Annotated in this window: 15 protein-coding genes; 11 read left to right on the forward strand and 4 right to left on the reverse strand. The window is 75.4% G+C overall.

Annotation, left to right across the window (positions count from 1 at the left end):
* Nucleotides 1-36: 36 nt before the first annotated feature.
* Nucleotides 37-1,179 (reverse strand): SWIM zinc finger family protein, encoded by a 1,143-nt coding sequence (locus tag ABT160_RS31675; RefSeq protein WP_502984336.1) that lies wholly within the window; start codon nucleotides 1,177-1,179, stop codon nucleotides 37-39.
* Nucleotides 1,180-1,321: 142 nt separating this feature from the next.
* Here ABT160_RS31675 and ABT160_RS31680 point away from each other — a divergent pair, with 142 nt between their 5' ends.
* From ABT160_RS31680 to sucD, 5 genes are all read left to right on the forward strand, one after another.
* Entirely contained in the window at nucleotides 1,322-2,548 is a 1,227-nt protein-coding gene (locus ABT160_RS31680; protein ID WP_351651371.1) for an ATP-binding protein, read from the forward strand.
* Nucleotides 2,549-2,778: 230 nt separating this feature from the next.
* Nucleotides 2,779-5,163, forward strand: a complete 2,385-nt coding sequence (locus ABT160_RS31685) for a DUF5682 family protein (protein ID WP_502984334.1) — start codon at nucleotides 2,779-2,781, stop codon at nucleotides 5,161-5,163.
* Nucleotides 5,163-6,365: a VWA domain-containing protein gene (locus tag ABT160_RS31690; RefSeq protein WP_351651383.1), complete on the forward strand. Its 1,203-nt coding sequence runs from the start codon at nucleotides 5,163-5,165 to the stop codon at nucleotides 6,363-6,365. Before ABT160_RS31685 ends, ABT160_RS31690 begins: the two co-directional genes overlap by 1 nt.
* Nucleotides 6,366-6,775: 410 nt before the next feature.
* The gene (gene sucC, locus ABT160_RS31695; RefSeq protein ID WP_351651372.1) at nucleotides 6,776-7,954 is read left to right on the forward strand and encodes an ADP-forming succinate--CoA ligase subunit beta; all 1,179 of its coding nucleotides are present in this window, start codon (nucleotides 6,776-6,778) and stop codon (nucleotides 7,952-7,954) included.
* Between the two features lie 22 nt (nucleotides 7,955-7,976).
* A complete protein-coding gene (gene sucD / locus ABT160_RS31700) occupies nucleotides 7,977-8,861 on the forward strand; it encodes a succinate--CoA ligase subunit alpha (RefSeq protein WP_351651373.1) in 885 nt (294 codons plus the stop codon).
* 71 nt (nucleotides 8,862-8,932) lie between these two features.
* On the opposite strand, the gene ABT160_RS31705 is transcribed toward sucD, so the two are convergent.
* Nucleotides 8,933-10,477 (reverse strand): sigma factor-like helix-turn-helix DNA-binding protein, encoded by a 1,545-nt coding sequence (locus ABT160_RS31705; RefSeq protein ID WP_351651374.1) that lies wholly within the window; start codon nucleotides 10,475-10,477, stop codon nucleotides 8,933-8,935.
* A 137-nt stretch (nucleotides 10,478-10,614) separates the two neighbouring features.
* On the opposite strand from ABT160_RS31705, the gene ABT160_RS31710 reads away from it, so the two are divergent.
* Nucleotides 10,615-12,471 carry a cell division protein PerM gene (locus ABT160_RS31710; protein ID WP_351651375.1) on the forward strand — a complete coding sequence of 619 codons (1,857 nt, stop codon included), beginning with the start codon at nucleotides 10,615-10,617 and terminating at the stop codon, nucleotides 12,469-12,471.
* A gap of 60 nt (nucleotides 12,472-12,531) precedes the next feature.
* On the opposite strand, the gene ABT160_RS31715 is transcribed toward ABT160_RS31710, so the two are convergent.
* A complete protein-coding gene (locus ABT160_RS31715; RefSeq protein WP_351651376.1) occupies nucleotides 12,532-13,278 on the reverse strand; it encodes a hypothetical protein in 747 nt (248 codons plus the stop codon).
* A 260-nt stretch (nucleotides 13,279-13,538) separates the two neighbouring features.
* Here ABT160_RS31715 and purN point away from each other — a divergent pair, with 260 nt between their 5' ends.
* Both purN and purH read left to right on the forward strand, forming a co-directional pair.
* Nucleotides 13,539-14,159, forward strand: coding sequence for a phosphoribosylglycinamide formyltransferase (purN, locus tag ABT160_RS31720; RefSeq protein ID WP_351651377.1), 621 nt, complete (start codon nucleotides 13,539-13,541; stop codon nucleotides 14,157-14,159).
* On the forward strand, nucleotides 14,152-15,708 hold the full coding sequence (gene purH / locus ABT160_RS31725) for a bifunctional phosphoribosylaminoimidazolecarboxamide formyltransferase/IMP cyclohydrolase (protein WP_502984335.1): 1,557 nt from the start codon (nucleotides 14,152-14,154) through the stop codon (nucleotides 15,706-15,708). Before purN ends, purH begins: the two co-directional genes overlap by 8 nt.
* Nucleotides 15,709-15,795: 87 nt before the next feature.
* Here purH and ABT160_RS31730 read toward each other — a convergent pair whose 3' ends face one another.
* On the reverse strand, nucleotides 15,796-16,509 hold the full coding sequence (locus ABT160_RS31730; protein WP_351651378.1) for an RDD family protein: 714 nt from the start codon (nucleotides 16,507-16,509) through the stop codon (nucleotides 15,796-15,798).
* Nucleotides 16,510-16,777: 268 nt separating this feature from the next.
* Here ABT160_RS31730 and ABT160_RS31735 point away from each other — a divergent pair, with 268 nt between their 5' ends.
* The 3 genes from ABT160_RS31735 to ABT160_RS31745 all read left to right on the forward strand — a co-directional run.
* Entirely contained in the window at nucleotides 16,778-17,638 is an 861-nt protein-coding gene (locus ABT160_RS31735) for a bifunctional methylenetetrahydrofolate dehydrogenase/methenyltetrahydrofolate cyclohydrolase (RefSeq protein WP_351651379.1), read from the forward strand.
* Nucleotides 17,539-18,114 carry a DUF3017 domain-containing protein gene (locus tag ABT160_RS31740; RefSeq protein WP_351651385.1) on the forward strand — a complete coding sequence of 192 codons (576 nt, stop codon included), beginning with the start codon at nucleotides 17,539-17,541 and terminating at the stop codon, nucleotides 18,112-18,114. The genes ABT160_RS31735 and ABT160_RS31740 overlap by 100 nt, the downstream gene beginning before the upstream one ends.
* Before the next feature lie 526 nt (nucleotides 18,115-18,640).
* Nucleotides 18,641-19,007 (forward strand): helix-turn-helix domain-containing protein (locus ABT160_RS31745; protein ID WP_351651380.1); only part of this gene is annotated, 367 nt, incomplete at its 3' end.

Here is a 19,007-nt window from a genome sequence, read left to right on the forward strand (position 1 = left end):
GCTCGTACCGGCCGTTGCCGTGCTCTCGGGTCGCGGTCACGTCAGCGCGACCGGCTCGCCGCCGTCCGGGTCCCAGGCGGCCAGCGGGGTGAACCCCCGGTGGCCGCACTCGCCGAAGACGGTGACGGGACCGCCGCCCGAGAGCGCGGCCAGGCGCCACAGGGACGGCCGCCCCAGCGCGGAGGGCGAGACCAGAAGCGCCGACCCGCCTTTCGCGTCGGCCAGTTGCCAGCCCTCCGCGCCCGGTATGGGGACCACGTCGGCCAGCGTCGCCGGCCACGCGTCGAGCCAGGGGTCCTCGGCCAGGGCCCGCCCGTACCCCGCCAGCGCGTCGGCGACCGGGCCGCCCGGGGGTGGCGCCCCGGACGGTTCGAGGACCTCGAACTCCTCGCTCAGCTCGGCCCGCAGCTGCCCCGCCCCCCGGTGCGGGGTGAGCTCGGCGTCGACCACCCGGCCCACCGGCAGGGCCAGTTGGGGGGCCCGGCCCGCCGCTCCGTAGGAGAGCAGCAGCGCCGGGCGGCCCGACTCCCGGCCGTGCAGCCAGGCGCGCCGCGTGGTCAGGCGGCCGTCGGCGGCGTCGTACTGCGCGAGGACCAGCCAGTGGTCCCGGACCGGCGCGCCCCCGGCGGGCGAGGTCAGCCCGACCCGGGTGCGCACCGTCGCGGCCAGCGGCCCCGGCAGCTCGTCCACCGAGAGCCAGGCCCGGACCAGCAGGTGGAGCAGCGCGCACTCCTCCAGGAGCCGCACCGGCCAGCCCGGCCCCGAGCCTGGTATCGCGCCCAACTCCCTCGTGCGCGCGGCGAGTCCGGGTGCCTGGGCGTCGACCATCCGGGCCGCCGTCTCCTCCCAGGCCCCGTGCCCCGCCTGCTCCGCGGCGGCGAGACCGCCGCGGAGCAGGTCGGCGAGGCGCTGCTCCAGCTCCACGGCCCCCGCCGTGATCCGCGCCGCCCGCCGCTCGGCGCGGCGGCGGGCGGCCTCCGGGTCGGCGGTCCGCCCGGCCGCCTCCCCCGTGAAATCCCAGTCCTTCTGGTCTTCGCCGGACCGCTCGCGCCCCGTCATCGCCCGTCCCCCGTTCCCCGTCCCGAATTCCGTCCTCGTCCCCGGTCCCGTCCCTTTTCCCGTCTTGCGTGACACGTCGTCAGGAGCCGGTGCGAGCACCTGACCGGACGTCCAGCGCACCCCCTGCTGAGTCATGGAACGAACGTACGCCGCACCACTGACAATCGGCTCTGACCTGCAATTTCCCCTCGCCCGGGGCCGATTGTCAGTGGCATGGTGCACGGTGGAACCACATCCGGTCGACCGATCTGGAGGGGGATCCATGACCGTGTCAGAAACCGCCGAGACGACCACCGAGACGACCGCCGCGGCAGCGGCACGAGCCGGCGCCGGAACGACCACCGGCGCCGGAGCGACCACGGAAGCCGGAGCGGCCCCGGGGCCCGGAGCGACCACCGGCGCCACCGCCTCCCAGCCTCTGCGCCCGCACGCCGAGGTCGCGTTCGCGGAGGAGCTCGCGGCGCTCGCGGCCGCCGACGACCGGTCACGACCGGCCCGCTGGCGCCTCTCGCCCTGGGCCGTCGCCACCTACCTGCTCGGCGGCACGCTGCCCGACGGGACCGTGATCACGCCGAAGTACGTGGGGCCGCGCCGGATCGTCGAGGTCGCCGTCACCACGCTCGCCACCGACCGGGCGCTGCTCCTGCTCGGCGTGCCCGGCACCGCCAAGACCTGGGTCTCCGAGCACCTCGCCGCCGCGGTGAGCGGTGACTCGACGCTGCTGGTACAGGGGACGGCGGGGACGCCGGAGGAGGCGATCAGATACGGGTGGAACTACGCCCAGCTGCTGGCGCACGGGCCCAGCCGCGACGCCCTCGTGCCCAGCCCCGTGATGCGGGCCATGGCCCAGGGCTCGACCGCCCGCGTCGAGGAACTCACCCGCATCCCCGCCGACGTACAGGACTCGCTGATCACGGTCCTGTCCGAGAAGACCCTGCCGATACCGGAGCTCGGGCAGGAGGTCCAGGCGGTACGGGGCTTCAACCTGATCGCCACGGCCAACGACCGCGACCGGGGGATCAACGACCTCTCCAGCGCGCTGCGCCGCCGCTTCAACACCGTCGTGCTGCCGCTGCCCGCGACCGCCGAGGCGGAGGTCGACATCGTGGCGCGGCGCGTGGACCAGATCGGGCGCTCGCTCGAACTGCCCGCCGCCCCCGACGGGATCGGCGAGATCCGCCGCGTCGTCACCGTCTTCCGCGAGCTGCGCGGCGGGGTGACCGCCGACGGGCGCACCCGGCTCAAGTCCCCCTCGGGGACGCTGTCCACGGCCGAGGCGATCTCCGTCGTCACCGGGGGCCTCGCCCTCGCGGCGCACTTCGGCGACGGGGTCCTGCGTGCGGGCGACGTCGTCGCCGGGATCCTCGGCGCGGTGGTCCGGGACCCGGCGTCCGACCGGGTCGTCTGGCAGGAGTACCTGGAGACCGTAGTCCGCGAGCGCGACGACTGGAAGGACTTCTACCGGGCCTGCCGCGAGGTGGACGCGTGAGGGCCGCGACGGCGGGGGCCGCCGACGTGGTCACGGGGGAAGAAGCCACTGCCGTACCTGACTCACCCCGCTCGCCCCGCACCCCCGCCGTATCCGCCGCACCCGACTCACCCCGCACCCCCGCTGTACCTGCCGCATCCGCCGCGCCCGAGCCCCGCTCACCCAGCACACCGGACGCGGCAGGCGCCCCCTTAGCGGAAGTCGCCGCCCCCTGGCCCCTGTTGCTCGGCGTGCGGCACCACGGGCCCGGGTCGGCGCGGGCCGTGCGGGGGGCGCTGGAGGCCGCCGGGCCCGCGGTCGTGCTGATCGAGGGGCCGCCCGAGGGTGACGCGCTGGTCGCCTTGGCCGGGGACCCGGACATGCGGCCCCCGGTGGCGCTGCTGGCGCACGCGGTGGACGACCCGGGGCGGGCCGCGTTCTGGCCGATGGCGGAGTTCTCGCCGGAGTGGGTGGCGCTGCGCTGGGCGCTGGACCGGGGTGTTCCGGTGCGCTTCGTCGACCTGCCGGCCGCGCATTCGCTGGCCATGGCCGCCGACCCGACCTGGGGGGACGGGGAGGGCGACGAGGATGAGCCGGAGATGCGGGTCGACCCGATCGCGGTGCTGGCCGGGACCGCGGGGTACGACGACCCGGAGCGCTGGTGGGAGGACGTGGTGGAGCACCGCGGCGACGGCGGTGACCCGCGTGCCGCGTTCGCCGCGCTCGGCGGTGCCATGGCGGTGCTGCGCGAGGAGTACGGGGACGGGGGGAACCGCGGGGACCCGGTCCGCGAGGCGTACATGCGTCTTCAACTGCGGGCGGCCGTGAAGGAGTTCGACGGACGGGTCGCCGTGGTGTGCGGCGCCTGGCACGTCCCCGCGCTGGCCGCCCGCGTCACGCTCGCCGCGGACCGCGCGCTGCTCAAGGGGCTGCCCAAGGCGCGGACCGAGGCCACCTGGGTGCCCTGGACGCACCGCAGGCTCGCCCGCCGCAGCGGATACGGGGCGGGCGTCGACTCGCCGGGCTGGTACGGGCACCTGTTCACCGCGCCCGACCGTCCCGTGGAGCGCTGGATGACCCGGGTGGCGGGACTGCTCAGGGAGGAGGGGCGGCTCGTGTCGCCCGCCCACGTCATCGAGGCGGTGCGGCTCGCGGAGACCCTGGCGGCGCTGCGCGGCCGGCCGCTCGCCGGGCTCGGCGAGACCACCGACGCGGTGCGGGCCGTGTTCTGCGACGGCTCCGACGTGCCGCTCGACCTGGTGCGTGACCGGCTCGTGGTGGGGGACGTGCTGGGCCGGGTGCCGGACGCCGCCCCCGCCGTACCGCTCCAGCGCGACCTCGCCCGGCTCCAGCGCTCGCTGCGGCTCAAGCCCGAGGCGGCCGAGCGGGAGCTCGCCCTGGACCTGCGCAAGGAGACCGACGCCGCGCGCAGCCGCCTGTTGCACCGGCTGCGGCTGCTCGGCGTCGGCTGGGGCGCGCCCGCCGCCGGGCGCGGCTCGACCGGCACCTTCCGGGAGACCTGGCGGCTGCGCTGGCGGCCCGAACTGCACGTGCGGGTCGCCGAGGCGGGCGTGTGGGGCACCACCGTGCTCTCCGCCGCCACCGCGAGGGCCGAGGCGCGGGCGGTGGCGGCGGACACCCTGGCCGAGGTCACCGGGCTCGCCGAGGACTGCCTGCTCGCCGGGCTCACCGAGGCCCTGCCGGTGGTGATGCGGGCCCTCGCCGACCGGGCCGCGCTCGACGCCGACGTCGGCCACCTGGCGCAGGCGCTGCCCGCGCTGGCCCGTTCCCTGCGGTACGGGGACGTGCGCGGCACCGACACCGCCGCGCTCGGCGGGGTCGCGGCCGGGCTCGCCGAGCGGATCTGCGTGGGCCTGCCGCCCGCCTGCGTCCGGCTGGACGCCGACGGGGCCGCCGAGATGCGGACCCACCTGGACGGCGTGCACACCGCGATCGGACTGCTGCCCGGCGGTGCGGTGCCGGCCGGGCGCTGGGGCGGGGTGCTGCGCGCGCTCGCCGTCCGGGACGCGGTGGCGGCGGGGATCCGGGGCCGGGCCGCGCGCCTGCTCCTGGACGACGGCAGGCTCGGCGAGGACGAGGCCGCCCGGCTGATGGGCCTGGCCCTGTCGCCGGCCGTCCCGCCCGCCGAGGCGGCCGAATGGATCGACGGGTTCGTGGGCGGCGCCTCCGGCGGAGGGATGCTCCTGGTCCACGACGAGCGGCTGCTTGGGCTGCTGGACGGCTGGCTCGCGGGGGTTCCGGCGGACGCATTCGCGGGGGTGCTGCCGCTGCTGCGCCGCACCTTCTCCGCGTACGAACCAGGGGTGCGCCGCACCCTGGGCGAGCTGGTGCGGCGCGGTCCGGCAGGGGCGGGCGGCCGTCCGGCCGGGCGGGAGCCGGGCGCGCCCGGCTTCGGCCCGGGGCTGGACCGGGAGCGCGCGGACGCGGTGCTCCCGGTGCTGCGGCTGCTCCTGGGCGACATGGCTGGTCCGCCCGGCCCGGGCGACCGGGGCGATCCGCCCGGCCCGGGCGACCGGGGCGATCCGGCCGGCCCGGGCGACCGGGGCGATCCGGCCGGCCCGGGTGACCGGGCGGGCCTGGGACACGAGGACGAGCCCGAGGAGGTGGGGGCGTGATGCACCGCGGTGTGACGGAACGTCAGCGAGAGGGCGGGCTGTCCGGGGACGAGCGGCTGCGCCGCTGGCGCCTGGTGCTCGGCGGGGGTGACGCCGACGGCACCGGCCGCGCCCTGGGCGGCACCGACGCGGCGATGGACGCGGCGCTGGGCGCGCTGTACGGGAAGGCGCACGGGGACGGCGGCGGGGCCGCGCCGGGCGCCGGGGGAGGGGAGCGCACCGCAGGCCTCGGGGCCTCCGCGCCGTCGGTGGCGCGCTGGCTCGGCGACATCCGGCGCTACTTCCCGGCCCCCGTCGTCCAGGTCATGCAGCGCGACGCCATCGACCGGCTCGGCCTGGCCGCGCTGCTGCTGGAGCCGGAGATGCTGGAGGCGGTGGAGCCCGACGTGCACCTGGTCGGCACGCTGCTCTCGCTCGGCCAGGCGATGCCCGAGGAGACCCGGGAGACGGCCCGCGCGGTGGTGCGCACGGTGGTGCGCGGTCTGGAGGAGCGGCTGGCCGCCCGCACCCGCGCCACGCTCGGCGGCGCCCTGGACCGCGGCGCCCGCACCCGGCGCCCGCGCCACCGGGACATCGACTGGGACCGCACCGTCCGGGCGAACCTGCGCCACTACCTGCCGGAGCACCGCACGGTGGTGCCGCAGCGCCTGGTCGGGTTCGCGCGGGCCGCGCAGGGGCTGCGCAAGGAGGTGGTGCTGTGCGTGGACCAGTCGGGTTCGATGGCGGCGTCGGTGGTGTACGCGTCGGTGTTCGGCGCCGTCCTCGCCTCGATGCGGTCCCTGGACACCCGGCTGGTGGTCTTCGACACGGCGGTCGTGGACCTGACCGACCAGCTGGACGACCCGGTGGACGTGCTGTTCGGGACCCGGCTGGGCGGCGGGACGGACATCAACCGGGCGCTGGCGTACTGCCAGGAGCGGATCGGCCGTCCGGCGGACACGGTGGTGGTGCTGATCAGTGACCTGTACGAGGGAGGGATACGCGACGAGCTGCTGAAGCGGGTCGCGGCGATGAAGGCGGCGGGGGTGGAGTTCGTGGTGCTGCTCGCGCTGTCCGACGAGGGCGCCCCGTCCTACGACCGGGAGCACGCGGCGGCGCTCGCTGCCCTGGGCGTCCGGGCCTTCGCCTGCACCCCGGAGCTGTTCCCCGAGGTGATGGCCGCAGCCCTGGAGGGCCGCCCGCTCCCGGTGCCGGGGCCGTGACAGGGGCCGTCCGCTCCCGGTCCCGGAGCGTGCCGCCGGGAGACCTCCGAGGCAGACCCGCCCCTGGCCTGAGGGAGACCCGCCCCTGGCCCGAGGGAGACCCGCCCCCAGCCCGAGGGGCGCCCGCTCCCAGCCCGGGGCGCGTCGCCAGCACGCCCTCCGAGGACTCCCGCCCCCGACACCGGCACGCGGTCCGCGGCACCGCGTGGTCGCGATCTGTGACCGGTATCACCGCTCAGGTGTGATCTGCGATTTAGGGACCTACGTCCCACGGGGATAACCTGCGAGGCGGACATGCCGCGTCCACGGTCACCGTGTACGCCTCCCTTGTGACAGCGCAGTCACGTTGCCCTTCGCGGCACGCCCACGCAGACAACGAACCGCGATCACCAGAAAAGGGACGGACGCGCGTGGACCTGTTCGAGTACCAGGCGAGGGACCTCTTCGCCAAGCACGGTGTACCGGTGCTGGCCGGTGAAGTCATCGACACGCCTGAGGCGGCGCGCGCCGCTACCGAGCGCCTCGGCGGCAAGTCCGTCGTCAAGGCCCAGGTCAAGGTCGGCGGCCGTGGCAAGGCCGGTGGCGTCAAGCTGGCCGCCACCCCCGACGAGGCCGTCGCCCGCGCGACGGACATCCTCGGCATGGACATCAAGGGCCACACGGTCCACAAGGTGATGATCGCCGAGACCGCTCCCGAGATCCTCGAGGAGTACTACGTCTCGTACCTCCTCGACCGCACCAACCGCACCTTCCTGGCCATGGCCTCGGTGGCGGGCGGCATGGACATCGAGGAGGTCGCCGCGACGACCCCCGAGAAGCTCGCGAAGGTCCCGGTCGACGCCAACGAGGGCGTGACGATCGAGAAGGCCCGCGCGATCGTGGCCCAGGCGAAGTTCCCGGCCGAGGTGGCCGAGCAGGTCGCCGAGGTCATGGTGACGCTGTGGAAGACCTTCGTCGCCGAGGACGCGCTCCTCGTCGAGGTCAACCCGCTCGCCAAGGTCGCCTCCGGCGACGTCATCGCCCTCGACGGCAAGGTGTCCCTGGACGCCAACGCCGACTTCCGCCAGCCGGAGCACGAGGCGCTCGAGGACAAGGCCGCAGCCAACCCCCTCGAGGCGGCGGCCAAGGCCAAGGGCCTCAACTACGTCAAGCTCGACGGCCAGGTCGGCATCATCGGCAACGGCGCGGGCCTGGTCATGTCGACGCTGGACGTCGTCGCGTACGCCGGTGAGAACCACGGCGGCGTGAAGCCGGCCAACTTCCTCGACATCGGCGGCGGCGCCTCCGCCGAGGTCATGGCGAACGGCCTGGAGATCATCCTGGGCGACGCGGACGTCAAGTCCGTGTTCGTCAACGTCTTCGGCGGCATCACCGCCTGCGACGAGGTCGCCAAGGGCATCGTCCAGGCCCTGGAGCTGCTCGAGAAGAAGGGCGAGAAGGTCGAGAAGCCGCTCGTCGTCCGTCTCGACGGCAACAACGCGGAGCTGGGTCGCAAGATCCTGAGCGACGCCAACCACCCGCTGGTCCAGCGCGTGGACACCATGGACGGTGCGGCCGACAAGGCCGCCGAGCTCGCCGCGGCGAAGTAGGGATCGAGGGAACCAGACCCCCATGGCTATCTTCCTCAACAAGGACAGCAAGGTCATCGTCCAGGGCATGACCGGCGCCACGGGCATGAAGCACACCAAGCTCATGCTCGCCGACGGCACCAACGTCGTCGGTGGCGTCAACCCCCGCAAGGCCGGCACGTCCGTCGACATCGACGGCAACGACATCCCGGTCTTCGGCTCGGTCGCCGAGGCGATCGAGAAGACGGGCGCCAACGTCTCCGTCCTCTTCGTGCCGCCGGCCTTCGCCAAGGCCGCCGTGGTCGAGGCCATCGACGCCGAGATCCCGCTCGCCGTGGTCATCACCGAGGGCATCGCCGTCCACGACTCCGCCGCCTTCTGGGCGTACGCGAAGTCCAAGGGCAACAAGACCCGCATCATCGGCCCGAACTGCCCCGGCCTGATCACGCCGGGCCAGTCCAACGCCGGCATCATCCCGGGCGACATCACCAAGCCCGGCAAGATCGGTCTGGTGTCGAAGTCCGGCACGCTGACCTACCAGATGATGTACGAGCTGCGCGACATCGGCTTCACCTCGGCCGTCGGCATCGGTGGCGACCCGGTCATCGGCACCACGCACATCGACGCCCTGGAGGCCTTCGAGGCCGACCCGGAGACCGAGCTGATCGTGATGATCGGTGAGATCGGCGGCGACGCCGAGGAGCGCGCGGCCGACTTCATCAAGGCCCACGTGACCAAGCCGGTCGTCGGCTACGTCGCGGGCTTCACCGCGCCCGAGGGCAAGACGATGGGCCACGCCGGCGCCATCGTCTCCGGCTCCTCCGGCACGGCGCAGGCCAAGAAGGAGGCCCTGGAGGCCGCGGGCGTCAAGGTCGGCAAGACCCCGACCGAGACGGCCAAGCTCGCCCGCGAGATCCTCAACGGCTGAGCGTCCGTACGCACGGCGAAGGGCCCGCACCCCCTGGGGGTGCGGGCCCTTCCGCGTACGCGCCGCCGGGTTCAGCGGCCGTCGGGGACCAGCCGTTCGGGCCCGTTCGCCGTCTCGGAGCGCAGCAGCTCGCGCAGCCGCACGTCGTCCGGGGTGAGCGGCTGGGGCCCCATCCGCGGCGGGACGCCGCCCACCGTCTCCGGGGGTGACTGCGGGGCCTCGTAGCGGGTGGGCGCGGTCGCCAGGGTGAAGGCGGTGGCCCCCAGGATGAGCGCGGTGAAGGCGATCGCCGCCCGGGTCCAGACCTTGGCGCGGCGCTCGCCGCTGCCGCGCACGGATGCGGCGCTGGGCAGCTTCACCGGGGTGACGTCGCCGACCATCGAGCCGAGCCGTTCGGACAGCTCTTCGTCCCCGCCGAGGCCGGGCACCCGCTCGGCCAGGGCGGCGCGGGCGTGCAGGATGCGGTTGGCGGCGGCGGGGGTGCTGGCCTCGGTCTCGGCGGCGGTCTCCGGCAGGTCCATGCCGAGCCCGTCGTAGAGCAGCAGCGAGCGCCGGTAGGCGGGCGGCAGGTCGAGCAGGGCGCGGCGCAGCGAGCGGGCGTCGCCGTCGCCGCCGTCGGGGTGCCGGTGGGCGCGGCGCAGCCGGTGCCAGGGGGAGAGGGCGTACTCGTACGCCGCCGCCCGCACCCAGCCCGCCGGGTCCCGGTCCACGGCGACCTCGGGCCAGCGCTGCCAGGCGAGCAGGAAGGCGTGCTCGACGGACTCCTCGGAGAGCCGCCGCCGCCCGGTCAGCAGGTAGGTCTGCCGTACGAGGGCGGGGGCGGCCCGGGAGTAGAGGGCGTCGAACGCCTCGTCGGCGGTGCCCGCGGCCCGGGCGCCCGCGTTCTCGGCGTCCCCGCGCTCCCGCACGGCCGTCGCGGTGGCCCCGGCGGTCTGCCTGCGCGGGGCCGGGGCGGCGGAGATGGCCGCCTTGCGGGGCGCGGAGGCCAGTGCGGGCGCCGCGGTCCTGGCGGGCAGGGCGCGCTGGGCGGGCCCGGTGAAGGCGATCAGGTGGGCGGCGGGGACGGGCAGGCCGACGGGGGCGGGGCCGTTCGGCGGCTTCGCGGCCTTCTTGGCGGCGGGCCGGGGCCTGCTGCCGGGCCGGTCGGCCTTGCCGTGGCCGCGCCCGCCGTGGCCGGCACCGGACCGCTCGCCACCAGCGCGCTCGGCCCCGTCCCGGGCGGACGCATCGCCCACGTCGGCCCCGGAAGCCCCGGAGGTCGCGTCGGCCCCGGGGGACTCGGAGGTCCCGGAGGTCAGGTCGGCCCCGTCGGTCCCCGAGGCCGCTGCGGTACGAGTCCGCGTACGCTCCGCGTCCGCGGGACGCGCGCGTCCGGCATGGTCTTCCGTACGGCTCCGGGCCCGGTCCGGGCCCGCGCCCAGCTCGGTGAGCAGCTTCGCGTACGCGTCGCGCTTGCGGCCCCGGGGGCTGGTGCGGCCGGTCTCCCAGGACCGTACGGTGGCGCGCGTGACGCCCACGGCCTCCGCCACCTGCTGTTCGCTCAGCCCGCCGGCCTCGCGCAGTCGGCGCCGCTCCTTGGGGGAGGGCAGCGCGTTCTCGTGCCTGGTCTCGGTCATGGACTACTCCCCGCAGGACTCCCCGCGACGCGGCGATCGGCGAACCGGGCGAAAAAGTACATAAACGTATATTGAGCGACACAGCGGCCATTCGCCTGTTACGCGAATAAAGCGCGTGTCGAAGGCAGCATGGCGGCGTGACCCAAGTGACCGAGCAGACCCCGTCGTTGCCCTCGGCGTCGTCGACCCCCCTGGTCCAGGGCGGCCGGGGCGCCGCCCTGGCGGCCTCCTTCGTGCGCGGGGCGATCGCCGCCGGGCTCGGCCTCGGCGCGCTCGCCGTGCTCGTGATGGTGATGTGGATCAGCTCGCCGTACCCGGACAGCGGACCCGGCGGGGCCCTGCACGTCGCGGCGGGCCTGTGGCTGCTGGCCCACGGCGTCGCCCTGGTGCGCGACGACACCTTCTCCGGCACGCCCGCGCCCGTCGCCGTCGTACCGCTGCTCCTCGTCACGCTGCCGCTCTGGCTGGCGCACCGGGCCGCGCGCGACGCCCTGGAGCCCGACGAGGGGCGCCCCCGGCCCTCCGCGCGCGGCGCCCTGGCCACGGTCACCGGCGGCTACCTGCTGGTCGCGGTGGCCGCGGTGGCCTACGCCGGGGGCGGCCCGCTCGCCCCCGCCCCGGTCTCCGCCGCCCTGCACCTGCCCCTGGTGGCCGCGCTCGGGGCGGCCGCCGGGGTGTGGAACGCCTCCGGCCGCCCCACGGGCCCGCTGCCCGGGTGGCTGCCCGACCGGGTGCGCGTCGAGCTGGTCCGCTCGACCACGGTCGCCTCGCTGCGGGCCGGGGGCGTCGCCGTCGTCACGCTGCTCGGCGGCGGCGCGCTGCTCGTCGGGGCCTCCCTGATGTGGCACGCGGGCGCCGCCCAGGAGTCGTTCCTGCAGCTCGCGGGCGTCTGGTCGGGCCGGGTCGCGGTGCTGCTGCTCTGCCTGGCACTGGTGCCCAACGCCGCCGTCTGGGGCGCGGCCTACGGGCTCGGCCCCGGCTTCGCCCTCGGCACGGCGGTCACGGCCACCCCGCTCGGGGTCGCCGCCGTGCCCGCGCTGCCCGCGTTCCCGCTGCTCGCCGCGGTCCCCGAGGCCGGGCGCGGCGGCTGGGCGAACTGGGCCGCGGCCGGGGTGCCGCTGCTCGCGGGCCTCGCCGTCGCCTGGTGCACGGTCCGGGCCGCCGCACCGGCCTACGGGGACCGGGCGACCGCCTGGAGCGTCCGCTCCACCGTGCGCACCGCCCTGGGCGCCGCCGGACTGTGCGCGCTCGCCACCGCCCTGCTCACCGCCGCGTCGGCCGGTCCGCTGGGCACCGGGGCCCTCGCCTCGTTCGGCCCCGTGTGGTGGCGCACCGGCCTGGCCGCGCTGCTGTGGACGGCGGCCGTCGGGGTGCCCGGCGCCCTGGGCCTGCGGGCCTGGCGGCTGCGCGAGCGGCGCCCCCGCCGCACCCTGCGCGAGCTGTGCGGCGGCCTGCGCCTGCCGACCCCGCGCCTGCCCTCGCTGCGGCGCCGCCCGGCGGACCCGCTGCCGGACGCGCCGGGCCCGTCCGCCCCGTCCGCCCCGCAGGCGCAGCCCACGACGGGGGACGGGGCCGCCGCCCCGGACGGCGAGGGCCCCCCGGCCGCGTCGGCCGCCCCGCTCCCGGCCGCCCCGCTCCCGGGCGAGCCCGCCGAGGCGCTCTTCGGCACCGCCCCCTACGACTCCGCCGCCTTCGAGTCCGCCTTCGAGCCGTACGACTTCCTGCCGCCGCCACCCCCGCCCGCCCCGGCGCCCTGGGACAGCGAGGAGGGACGCGAGGCCCGCTGGGCGGCCCTGAAGGAGGCGTCGGGCGGCCTGATGACCCCGCTCGCCGACCCGTCCCCGTCCCCGTCCCCGCTCCCGCCCCGCAACCCCGACCCGTCCCCGCTCCCGCCCCGTACCCCCGAGGTGCCGCCCGCCGGGCCCGCTGGTCCCGCCGGGTCGGCCGAGGAGTCCGGCGGCGCCCCCGGAACGCCGCCGCCCCCCGCCCCCTGACGGGGACGAGGGGCGGACGGAACGGGACGGAACGCAAGAAGGACGCGACCCCGCGCGGGGCTACTCCTGGACGCCGAAGTACGGCCGCAGCGGCTTCGGCAGCTTGTCGTTGCAGGCCAGCGCCCCGGACTGGGTCAGGGCGTCGTCCCGGCAGGTGTAGAAGTCCTTGTAGGCCATCTCGATCGTGAAGGTCGCCGCCACGATCACCAGCGCGAGCCCCGCCGTCACCAGGCCGCTCACCGCCGCCGTGCGCTGCGGGCGGCCGACCGCGGGGACCGGTGCGGGGGCGGGCCGCCCGGCGGCCTCGCCCTGCGGCGGCTGCGCCTTGGCGCGCAGGGCGCTGATCGCCCAGTAGACGCCGAGGGCGCCGAGCAGCAGCGCGATCTCCGGGAAGTTGAAGATGGAGAAGAAGAACGCCCACATGCCCGCGAGCAGCGCGTAGCGCGCCCGCCGCTGGGCCGGGTCGGTCGGGTCCCAGCGCAGCCCGGTGCCCTCGGGGCCGCCGAGGCCGTTGCCGCCGCCGCCCTGGCCCTGGCGGCCCTCGCGGTCGCCGGACTGGCCGCCGCCGAAGCCGCCCGAGGAGCGGCCGGGCTGCCGGCTGCTCCACTGGCCGCCCCAGCCCTGGCGCCCGCGGCCGCGGCCGTCGGAACCGGAGCCGGACGACCCCGATCCCTCGCCCTCCCCCTGGCTCTCCGGGCCCTCGTTCTCCGGGCGGCGCGGCTGCCAGGGCTGGTCCGGCCTGCCCTCGGGGGGAGGCGCGAACGGATTGTTGTCGTCCGTCGACTGGCGTTCCCGCTGCAAGAGCATCTGCTGAAGGTGTCCTCTGTCGTCGTTCCGTGCCGGTCGGGGGAGCCCGGCGGAAAGGCTGGTGGAGAGCTGCTGGAAGGCCGGTGGGGCGGCCCTGTCCCCAGACGCTACCTCCCGGGCGGGCCCCCGTCCCGTGGGGGCCGTCCGGTGTGCCGGTATCGTTGCTGACGGTCGGCGCCTTCGTAGGGTTCCCCGTATCCGGGGACGCGATCCGTTCGTACGACCGTACAAATCGCAGCGCATCACGGAAAGAGTCCCCTGTGGCCGCCGCCCGTCTCGTCGTCCTGGTCTCCGGCTCCGGTACCAACCTGCAGGCCCTGCTCGACGCCGTCGAGGCCGATCCCGCCGCCCTCGGCGGCGCCCGGGTCGTCGCCGTCGGCGCCGACCGCGCCGGCATCGCCGGCCTGGAGCGCGCCGAGCGCGCCGGGCTGCCCACCTTCGTGTGCTCCGTGAAGGACCACGCGTCGCGCGAGGAGTGGGACCTGGCGCTGGCCGAGGCCACCGCCGCGTACGCGCCGGACCTGGTGGTGTCCGCCGGGTTCATGAAGATCGTGGGCAAGGAGTTCCTGGCCCGCTTCGGGGGCCGGTTCGTGAACACCCACCCCGCGCTGCTGCCCAGCTTTCCCGGCGCCCACGGCGTGCGCGACGCGCTCGCGTACGGCGCGAAGGTGACCGGGTGCACCGTCCACTTCGTCGACGACGGCGTCGACACCGGCCCGATCATCGCCCAGGGCGTGGTCGAGGTGCGGGAATCGGACGATGAAGCCGCTCTGCACGAGCGCATCAAGGAAGTCGAGCGAAGGCTGCTCGTCGACGTCGTGGGGCGCCTGTCCCGTCACGGCTACCGCATTGAGGGACGAAAGGTCCATTTCGGTGAATAAGAGGCCCATCCGCCGCGCCCTGGTCAGCGTCTACGACAAGACGGGTCTGGAAGAGCTGGCCCGCGGGCTGCACGAGGCGGGCGTCGCCCTCGTCTCCACCGGCTCCACCGCCGCGAAGATCGCCGCGGCCGGTGTCCCCGTCACCAAGGTCGAGGAGCTCACCGGCTTCCCCGAGTGCCTGGACGGCCGGGTCAAGACGCTCCACCCGCGCGTGCACGCCGGCATCCTGGCCGACCTGCGCCTGGAGGACCACCAGCGCCAGCTGGCCGAGCTCGGCGTCGAGCCGTTCGACCTGGTCGTGGTGAACCTCTACCCGTTCCGCCAGACCGTGCGGTCGGGGGCGACCCCGGACGAGTGCGTCGAGCAGATCGACATCGGCGGCCCCTCGATGGTCCGCGCCGCCGCCAAGAACCACCCGTCCGTCGCGGTCGTCACCAGCCCCGAGCGGTACGCGGACGTGCTCGCCGCGGTCGCCGACGGCGGCTTCGAGCTGGGTGCCCGCAAGCGCCTGGCGGGTGAGGCGTTCCAGCACACCGCCGCGTACGACACCGCGGTGGCCTCCTGGTTCACCAACGCCTACGCCCCCGAGGACGGCTACGACGGCCTGCCCGAGTTCATCGGCGAGACCCTGGAGCGCAAGTCCACGCTGCGCTACGGCGAGAACCCGCACCAGGGCGCGGCGCTGTACCTGGACGGGCAGCCGGGCGGGCTCGCCAACGCCGAGCAGCTGCACGGCAAGGAGATGTCCTTCAACAACTACGTGGACACCGAGGCCGCCCGCCGCGCCGCCTTCGACCACGACGAGCCGTGCGTGGCGATCATCAAGCACGCCAACCCCTGCGGCATCGCGGTGGGTTCCGACGTCGCCGAGGCGCACCGCAAGGCGCACGCCTGCGACCCGCTGTCCGCGTACGGCGGCGTCATCGCGGTCAACCGCGAGGTGTCGGTGGCGATGGCCGAGCAGGTCGCCGAGATCTTCACCGAGGTCATCGCCGCCCCCTCCTACGAGGACGGCGCGGTCGAGGTGCTGGCCCGCAAGAAGGGCATCCGGGTGCTGAAGGTCGAGGGCACCCCGGCGCAGCCGGGCGACGTCAAGTTCGTCTCCGGCGGCGCGGTCGTCCAGCACACCGACGTCTTCCAGGCCGAGGGCGACGACCCGGCCAACTGGACGCTGGCCACCGGCGAGGCGCTGTCCGCCGCGGACCTCGCCGAGCTGGCCTTCGCCTGGAAGGCGTGCCGCGCGGTCAAGTCCAACGCGATCCTGCTCGCCAAGGACGGCGCCTCGGTCGGCGTCGGCATGGGCCAGGTCAACCGCGTCGACTCCGCCAAGCTCGCCGTGGAGCGCGCGGGCGAGGAGCGGGCGCGCGGCTCGTACGCCGCCTCCGACGCCTTCTTCCCGTTCCCCGACGGCCTGGAGATCCTCACGGCCGCGGGCGTCAAGGCCGTGGTGCAGCCGGGCGGTTCGGTCCGCGACGAGCTGGTCGTGGAGGCCGCCGCCAAGGCGGGCGTGACGATGTACTTCACCGGGACGCGGCACTTCTTCCACTGACGCGCTGACGCGCTGACGTCCTGACGTCCTGAACGAAGAAGGGCCCCTCCGGCAGCGCGCCGGAGGGGCCCTTCGTCACGTGGTGCGTCAGCCGCGGCCGTGGATCACGACCGTGCCCGCCACCTTGTCGTGCCAGCCCTGCTTGCGGCCGGAGCTGTCGAACAGCGGCGACAGGTAGACCAGGATCTGGCCGATGCAGACGAAGCTGCCCACGATCGGGATCAGCCAGCGCAGCAGGCTCTTGCCGAAGCCGGGCTTCTGGCCGTTCTCCAGGCGCAGCACGCGGATGCCGACGGCCAGCTTGCCGACCGTGGCGCCCACGAACGCGACCATGAGGACCTCGTAGAGGAGGGTGACGAGCCCGAAGGCGAGGGCCACCGGCAGGACGCTGGAGGCGATGCTGGAGCCCGCGTCGTTCATGCAGGTCTGGTACGTCGCCGAGTTCACGTCGCAGTCCGCGGCCGAGTTGATGCCATTCACGAACAGCGGGGCGATCAGGACGAGGTACACCACGGAGAAGATGACGCCGTCGATCAGACGGGCGGAGAGGCGGCGGCCCATGCCCGCCACCGGGGGCATCCCGGTCGGGCCCTGCGGGTAGCCGCCGGGGCCCTGCGGGTAGGACGGGTAGCCGGGCTGCTGGGGGTAGCCGTAGCCCTGCTGCGGCACGCCCTGCGGGGCCTGCTGCCCGTAGGGGGCCTGCTGGCCGTACGGGTCCTGGGGCTGCCCGTAGGGGGGCTGCTGGCCGTACGGATTCTGGGGCTGCTGCCCGTAGGGGTTCTGGGGATCGCCGAAACTCATGGCGAGGTTCCTCCGTTGCGTACAGGTACTGGGGACGGCACGGACCCGCGGAGGAAAGAACGTGTCGATGTGCCCGCCCTGGGCGGTGTGCCCCGCGCCCCCCTGCCGCTGCCCGCTGCACTGCGCGGCTCATCGTGGTCGGGCGGTCGACTTTTTGTCCAGTCGGTCACCCGATGCGTTGTGCAAGTGCAATCTTCCCCGAAGGCCCCTTCCGGCCCGGGGCCGGGCCGAATTGGAACCCGGCACCCGCATCCGGGAGGATGGGGCCATGACCGCCCAGATTCTCGATGGCAAGGCCACCGCAGCCGAGATCAAGTCCGATCTGACCGCCCGCGTGGCGGACCTGAAGGCCAAGGGCATCACCCCCGGCCTCGGGACCGTGCTGGTCGGCGAGGACGTCGGCAGCCAGAAGTACGTCGCGGGCAAGCACCGCGACTGCGCCCAGGTCGGCATCGCCTCCATCCAGCGTGAACTGCCCGCCTCCGCCACCCAGGAGGAGATCGAGGCGGTCGTCCGCGAGCTCAACGAGGACCCGGCCTGCACCGGTTACATCGTGCAGCTGCCGCTGCCCAAGGGCATCGACACCAACCGGGTCCTGGAGCTGATGGACCCGGACAAGGACGCCGACGGACTGCACCCGATGAACCTCGGCCGCCTCGTCATCGGCCAGACCGGACCGCTGCCCTGCACCCCGGCCGGCATCGTGGCGCTGCTGCGCCGGCACGGCGTGGAGATCGCCGGCGCCCACGTCGTCGTGGTCGGCCGCGGCATCACCATCGGCCGCCCGATGCCGCTGCTGCTGACCCGCAAGTCGGAGAACGCGACGGTGACGCAGTGCCACACCGGTACCCGTGACCTGTCCGCGCACCTCAAGCGCGCCGACATCATCGTGGCCGCCGCGGGCGTGCCGCACCTGATCAAGCCCGAGGACGTGAAGCCGGGCGCGGCCATCCTCGACGTGGGCGTCAGCCGGGACGAGAGCGGCAAGATCCTCGGCGACGTGCACCCCGGTGTCGCCGAGGTCGCGGGCTGGGTCGCCCCCAACCCGGGCGGCGTCGGCCCGATGACCCGCGCCCAGCTCCTGGTCAACGTCGTGGAGGCCGCCGAGCGCGCGGCCGCCGGGCGCTGATGGAGGCCCGCGCGGGGGAGGACGCCGGGGGGCGGCAGGAGCAGGACGACCACGACGGGCAGGCGCCCGCCAGGTCCGGCCGCTCGCGCCGGCCGCCGACGGTCACCCGGGACACCGCGCGCCCCGAGGGCGGCGGCCGGGCCGCGCCGGGTGACGCGCCCGCGCCCGCGCGCCAGTGGCCGCTGCTCACGGTGCTGGGCCTGGCGGCGCTGGGGCTGCTGGTGGTGGGCCTCGACCCGTTCACCGAGGCCTTCCGGATCGGCACCATCCTGATCGGCGTCGCGCTGCTCACGGGCGCGGTGATGCGTCGCACGCTGCCGTCGGTGGGCATGCTCGCGGTGCGCTCGCGCTTCACCGACATGGTGACGTACGGGCTGCTCGGCCTGCTGATCGTGCTGCTGGCGCTGACGGTGCAGCCCAAGCCGTGGCTGCACATCCCGTTCCTGGAGGACCTGGTCCGCTTCACGGTGCGCTGAGGGGTACGGACACGTACGACGGGGCCCGCACGGTGTGCGGGCCCCTCGCGCGTCCGCACGCGTGTGCGCGGGACCCCCGGTGCGAGGGGCGCCCTGGTGCCTGAAGGGGCGCGCGGGGCGGGTGCGCGCCCCCCTGAGTGCCCCCGAGTGGGGCGTGGGGCGCGCGAGGCGTACGGGGCCGCGGCCCCCGGAGGCGTACCGCCGCGGGACCGGCGCGCGGGCACGGACCGGTGGGGACCATCCCCTCCCCCGAGGAGGACGGGCCCCATCGGTCCGTGCAGGTAAGAGCGTCATGCACTCGCCAACGCCGTTCAAGGCGCGGCCCGTCCCCGTAGCACGGAGGTGACCGTTCCGGTGCCGTGTCCGGGTCGGGCAACGGCTGTGGAACGGCGGGCGCCCCGGCTCCGGGGGCGCACGGCGAGGGGCCCCGCGGCCCTCGACGCACCCGTGCGCCCCCGCCCCGGGAACTGCCATCCTGGCGGGGCGCACCCCTCCCGACGGGGGTGCGCGAACGAGGGGGGACACCATGCCTCGCTGGAAGGCGCTGCCGGACGAACTCGACCCGCAGGTGCGGGAGTTCGCCGGGCAGCTGCGCCGGCTCGTGGACCGCAGCGGGCTCAGCCTGGCCGCCGTCGCCGACCGCACCGGCTACAGCAGGACGTCCTGGGAGCGCTACCTCAACGGCCGCCTCCTGGCGCCCCGGGGCGCGGTCGTCGCGCTCGCCGAGGTCACCGGCACCCACGTCGGCCACCTGACCACCATGTGGGAGCTGGCCGAGCGCGCCTGGAGCCGCTCCGAGGCGCGCCACGACACGACCATGGAGGCCTCCCGGATCGCCCGCGCGCGCGAGGCCCTCGCCGACCCCGCCGCCGCGGCGGGCCCCCCGGGCGCAC

Origin of the sequence: Streptomyces sp. NPDC001941 (assembly GCF_040296945.1) — a bacterium.
In the GTDB taxonomy this organism is placed as follows: domain Bacteria; phylum Actinomycetota; class Actinomycetes; order Streptomycetales; family Streptomycetaceae; genus Streptomyces.

Coding starts and splice junctions, on each gene's coding strand:
- sucD (WP_351651373.1), top strand. CDS start 7,977: ATGGCTATCTTCCTCAACAAGGACAGCAAGGTCATCGTCCAGGGCATG.
- ABT160_RS31730 (WP_351651378.1), bottom strand. CDS start 16,509: ATGAGTTTCGGCGATCCCCAGAACCCCTACGGGCAGCAGCCCCAGAAT.
- ABT160_RS31735 (WP_351651379.1), top strand. CDS start 16,778: ATGACCGCCCAGATTCTCGATGGCAAGGCCACCGCAGCCGAGATCAAG.
- ABT160_RS31690 (WP_351651383.1), top strand. CDS start 5,163: ATGCACCGCGGTGTGACGGAACGTCAGCGAGAGGGCGGGCTGTCCGGG.
- ABT160_RS31680 (WP_351651371.1), top strand. CDS start 1,322: ATGACCGTGTCAGAAACCGCCGAGACGACCACCGAGACGACCGCCGCG.
- ABT160_RS31715 (WP_351651376.1), bottom strand. CDS start 13,278: ATGCTCTTGCAGCGGGAACGCCAGTCGACGGACGACAACAATCCGTTC.
- ABT160_RS31705 (WP_351651374.1), bottom strand. CDS start 10,477: ATGACCGAGACCAGGCACGAGAACGCGCTGCCCTCCCCCAAGGAGCGG.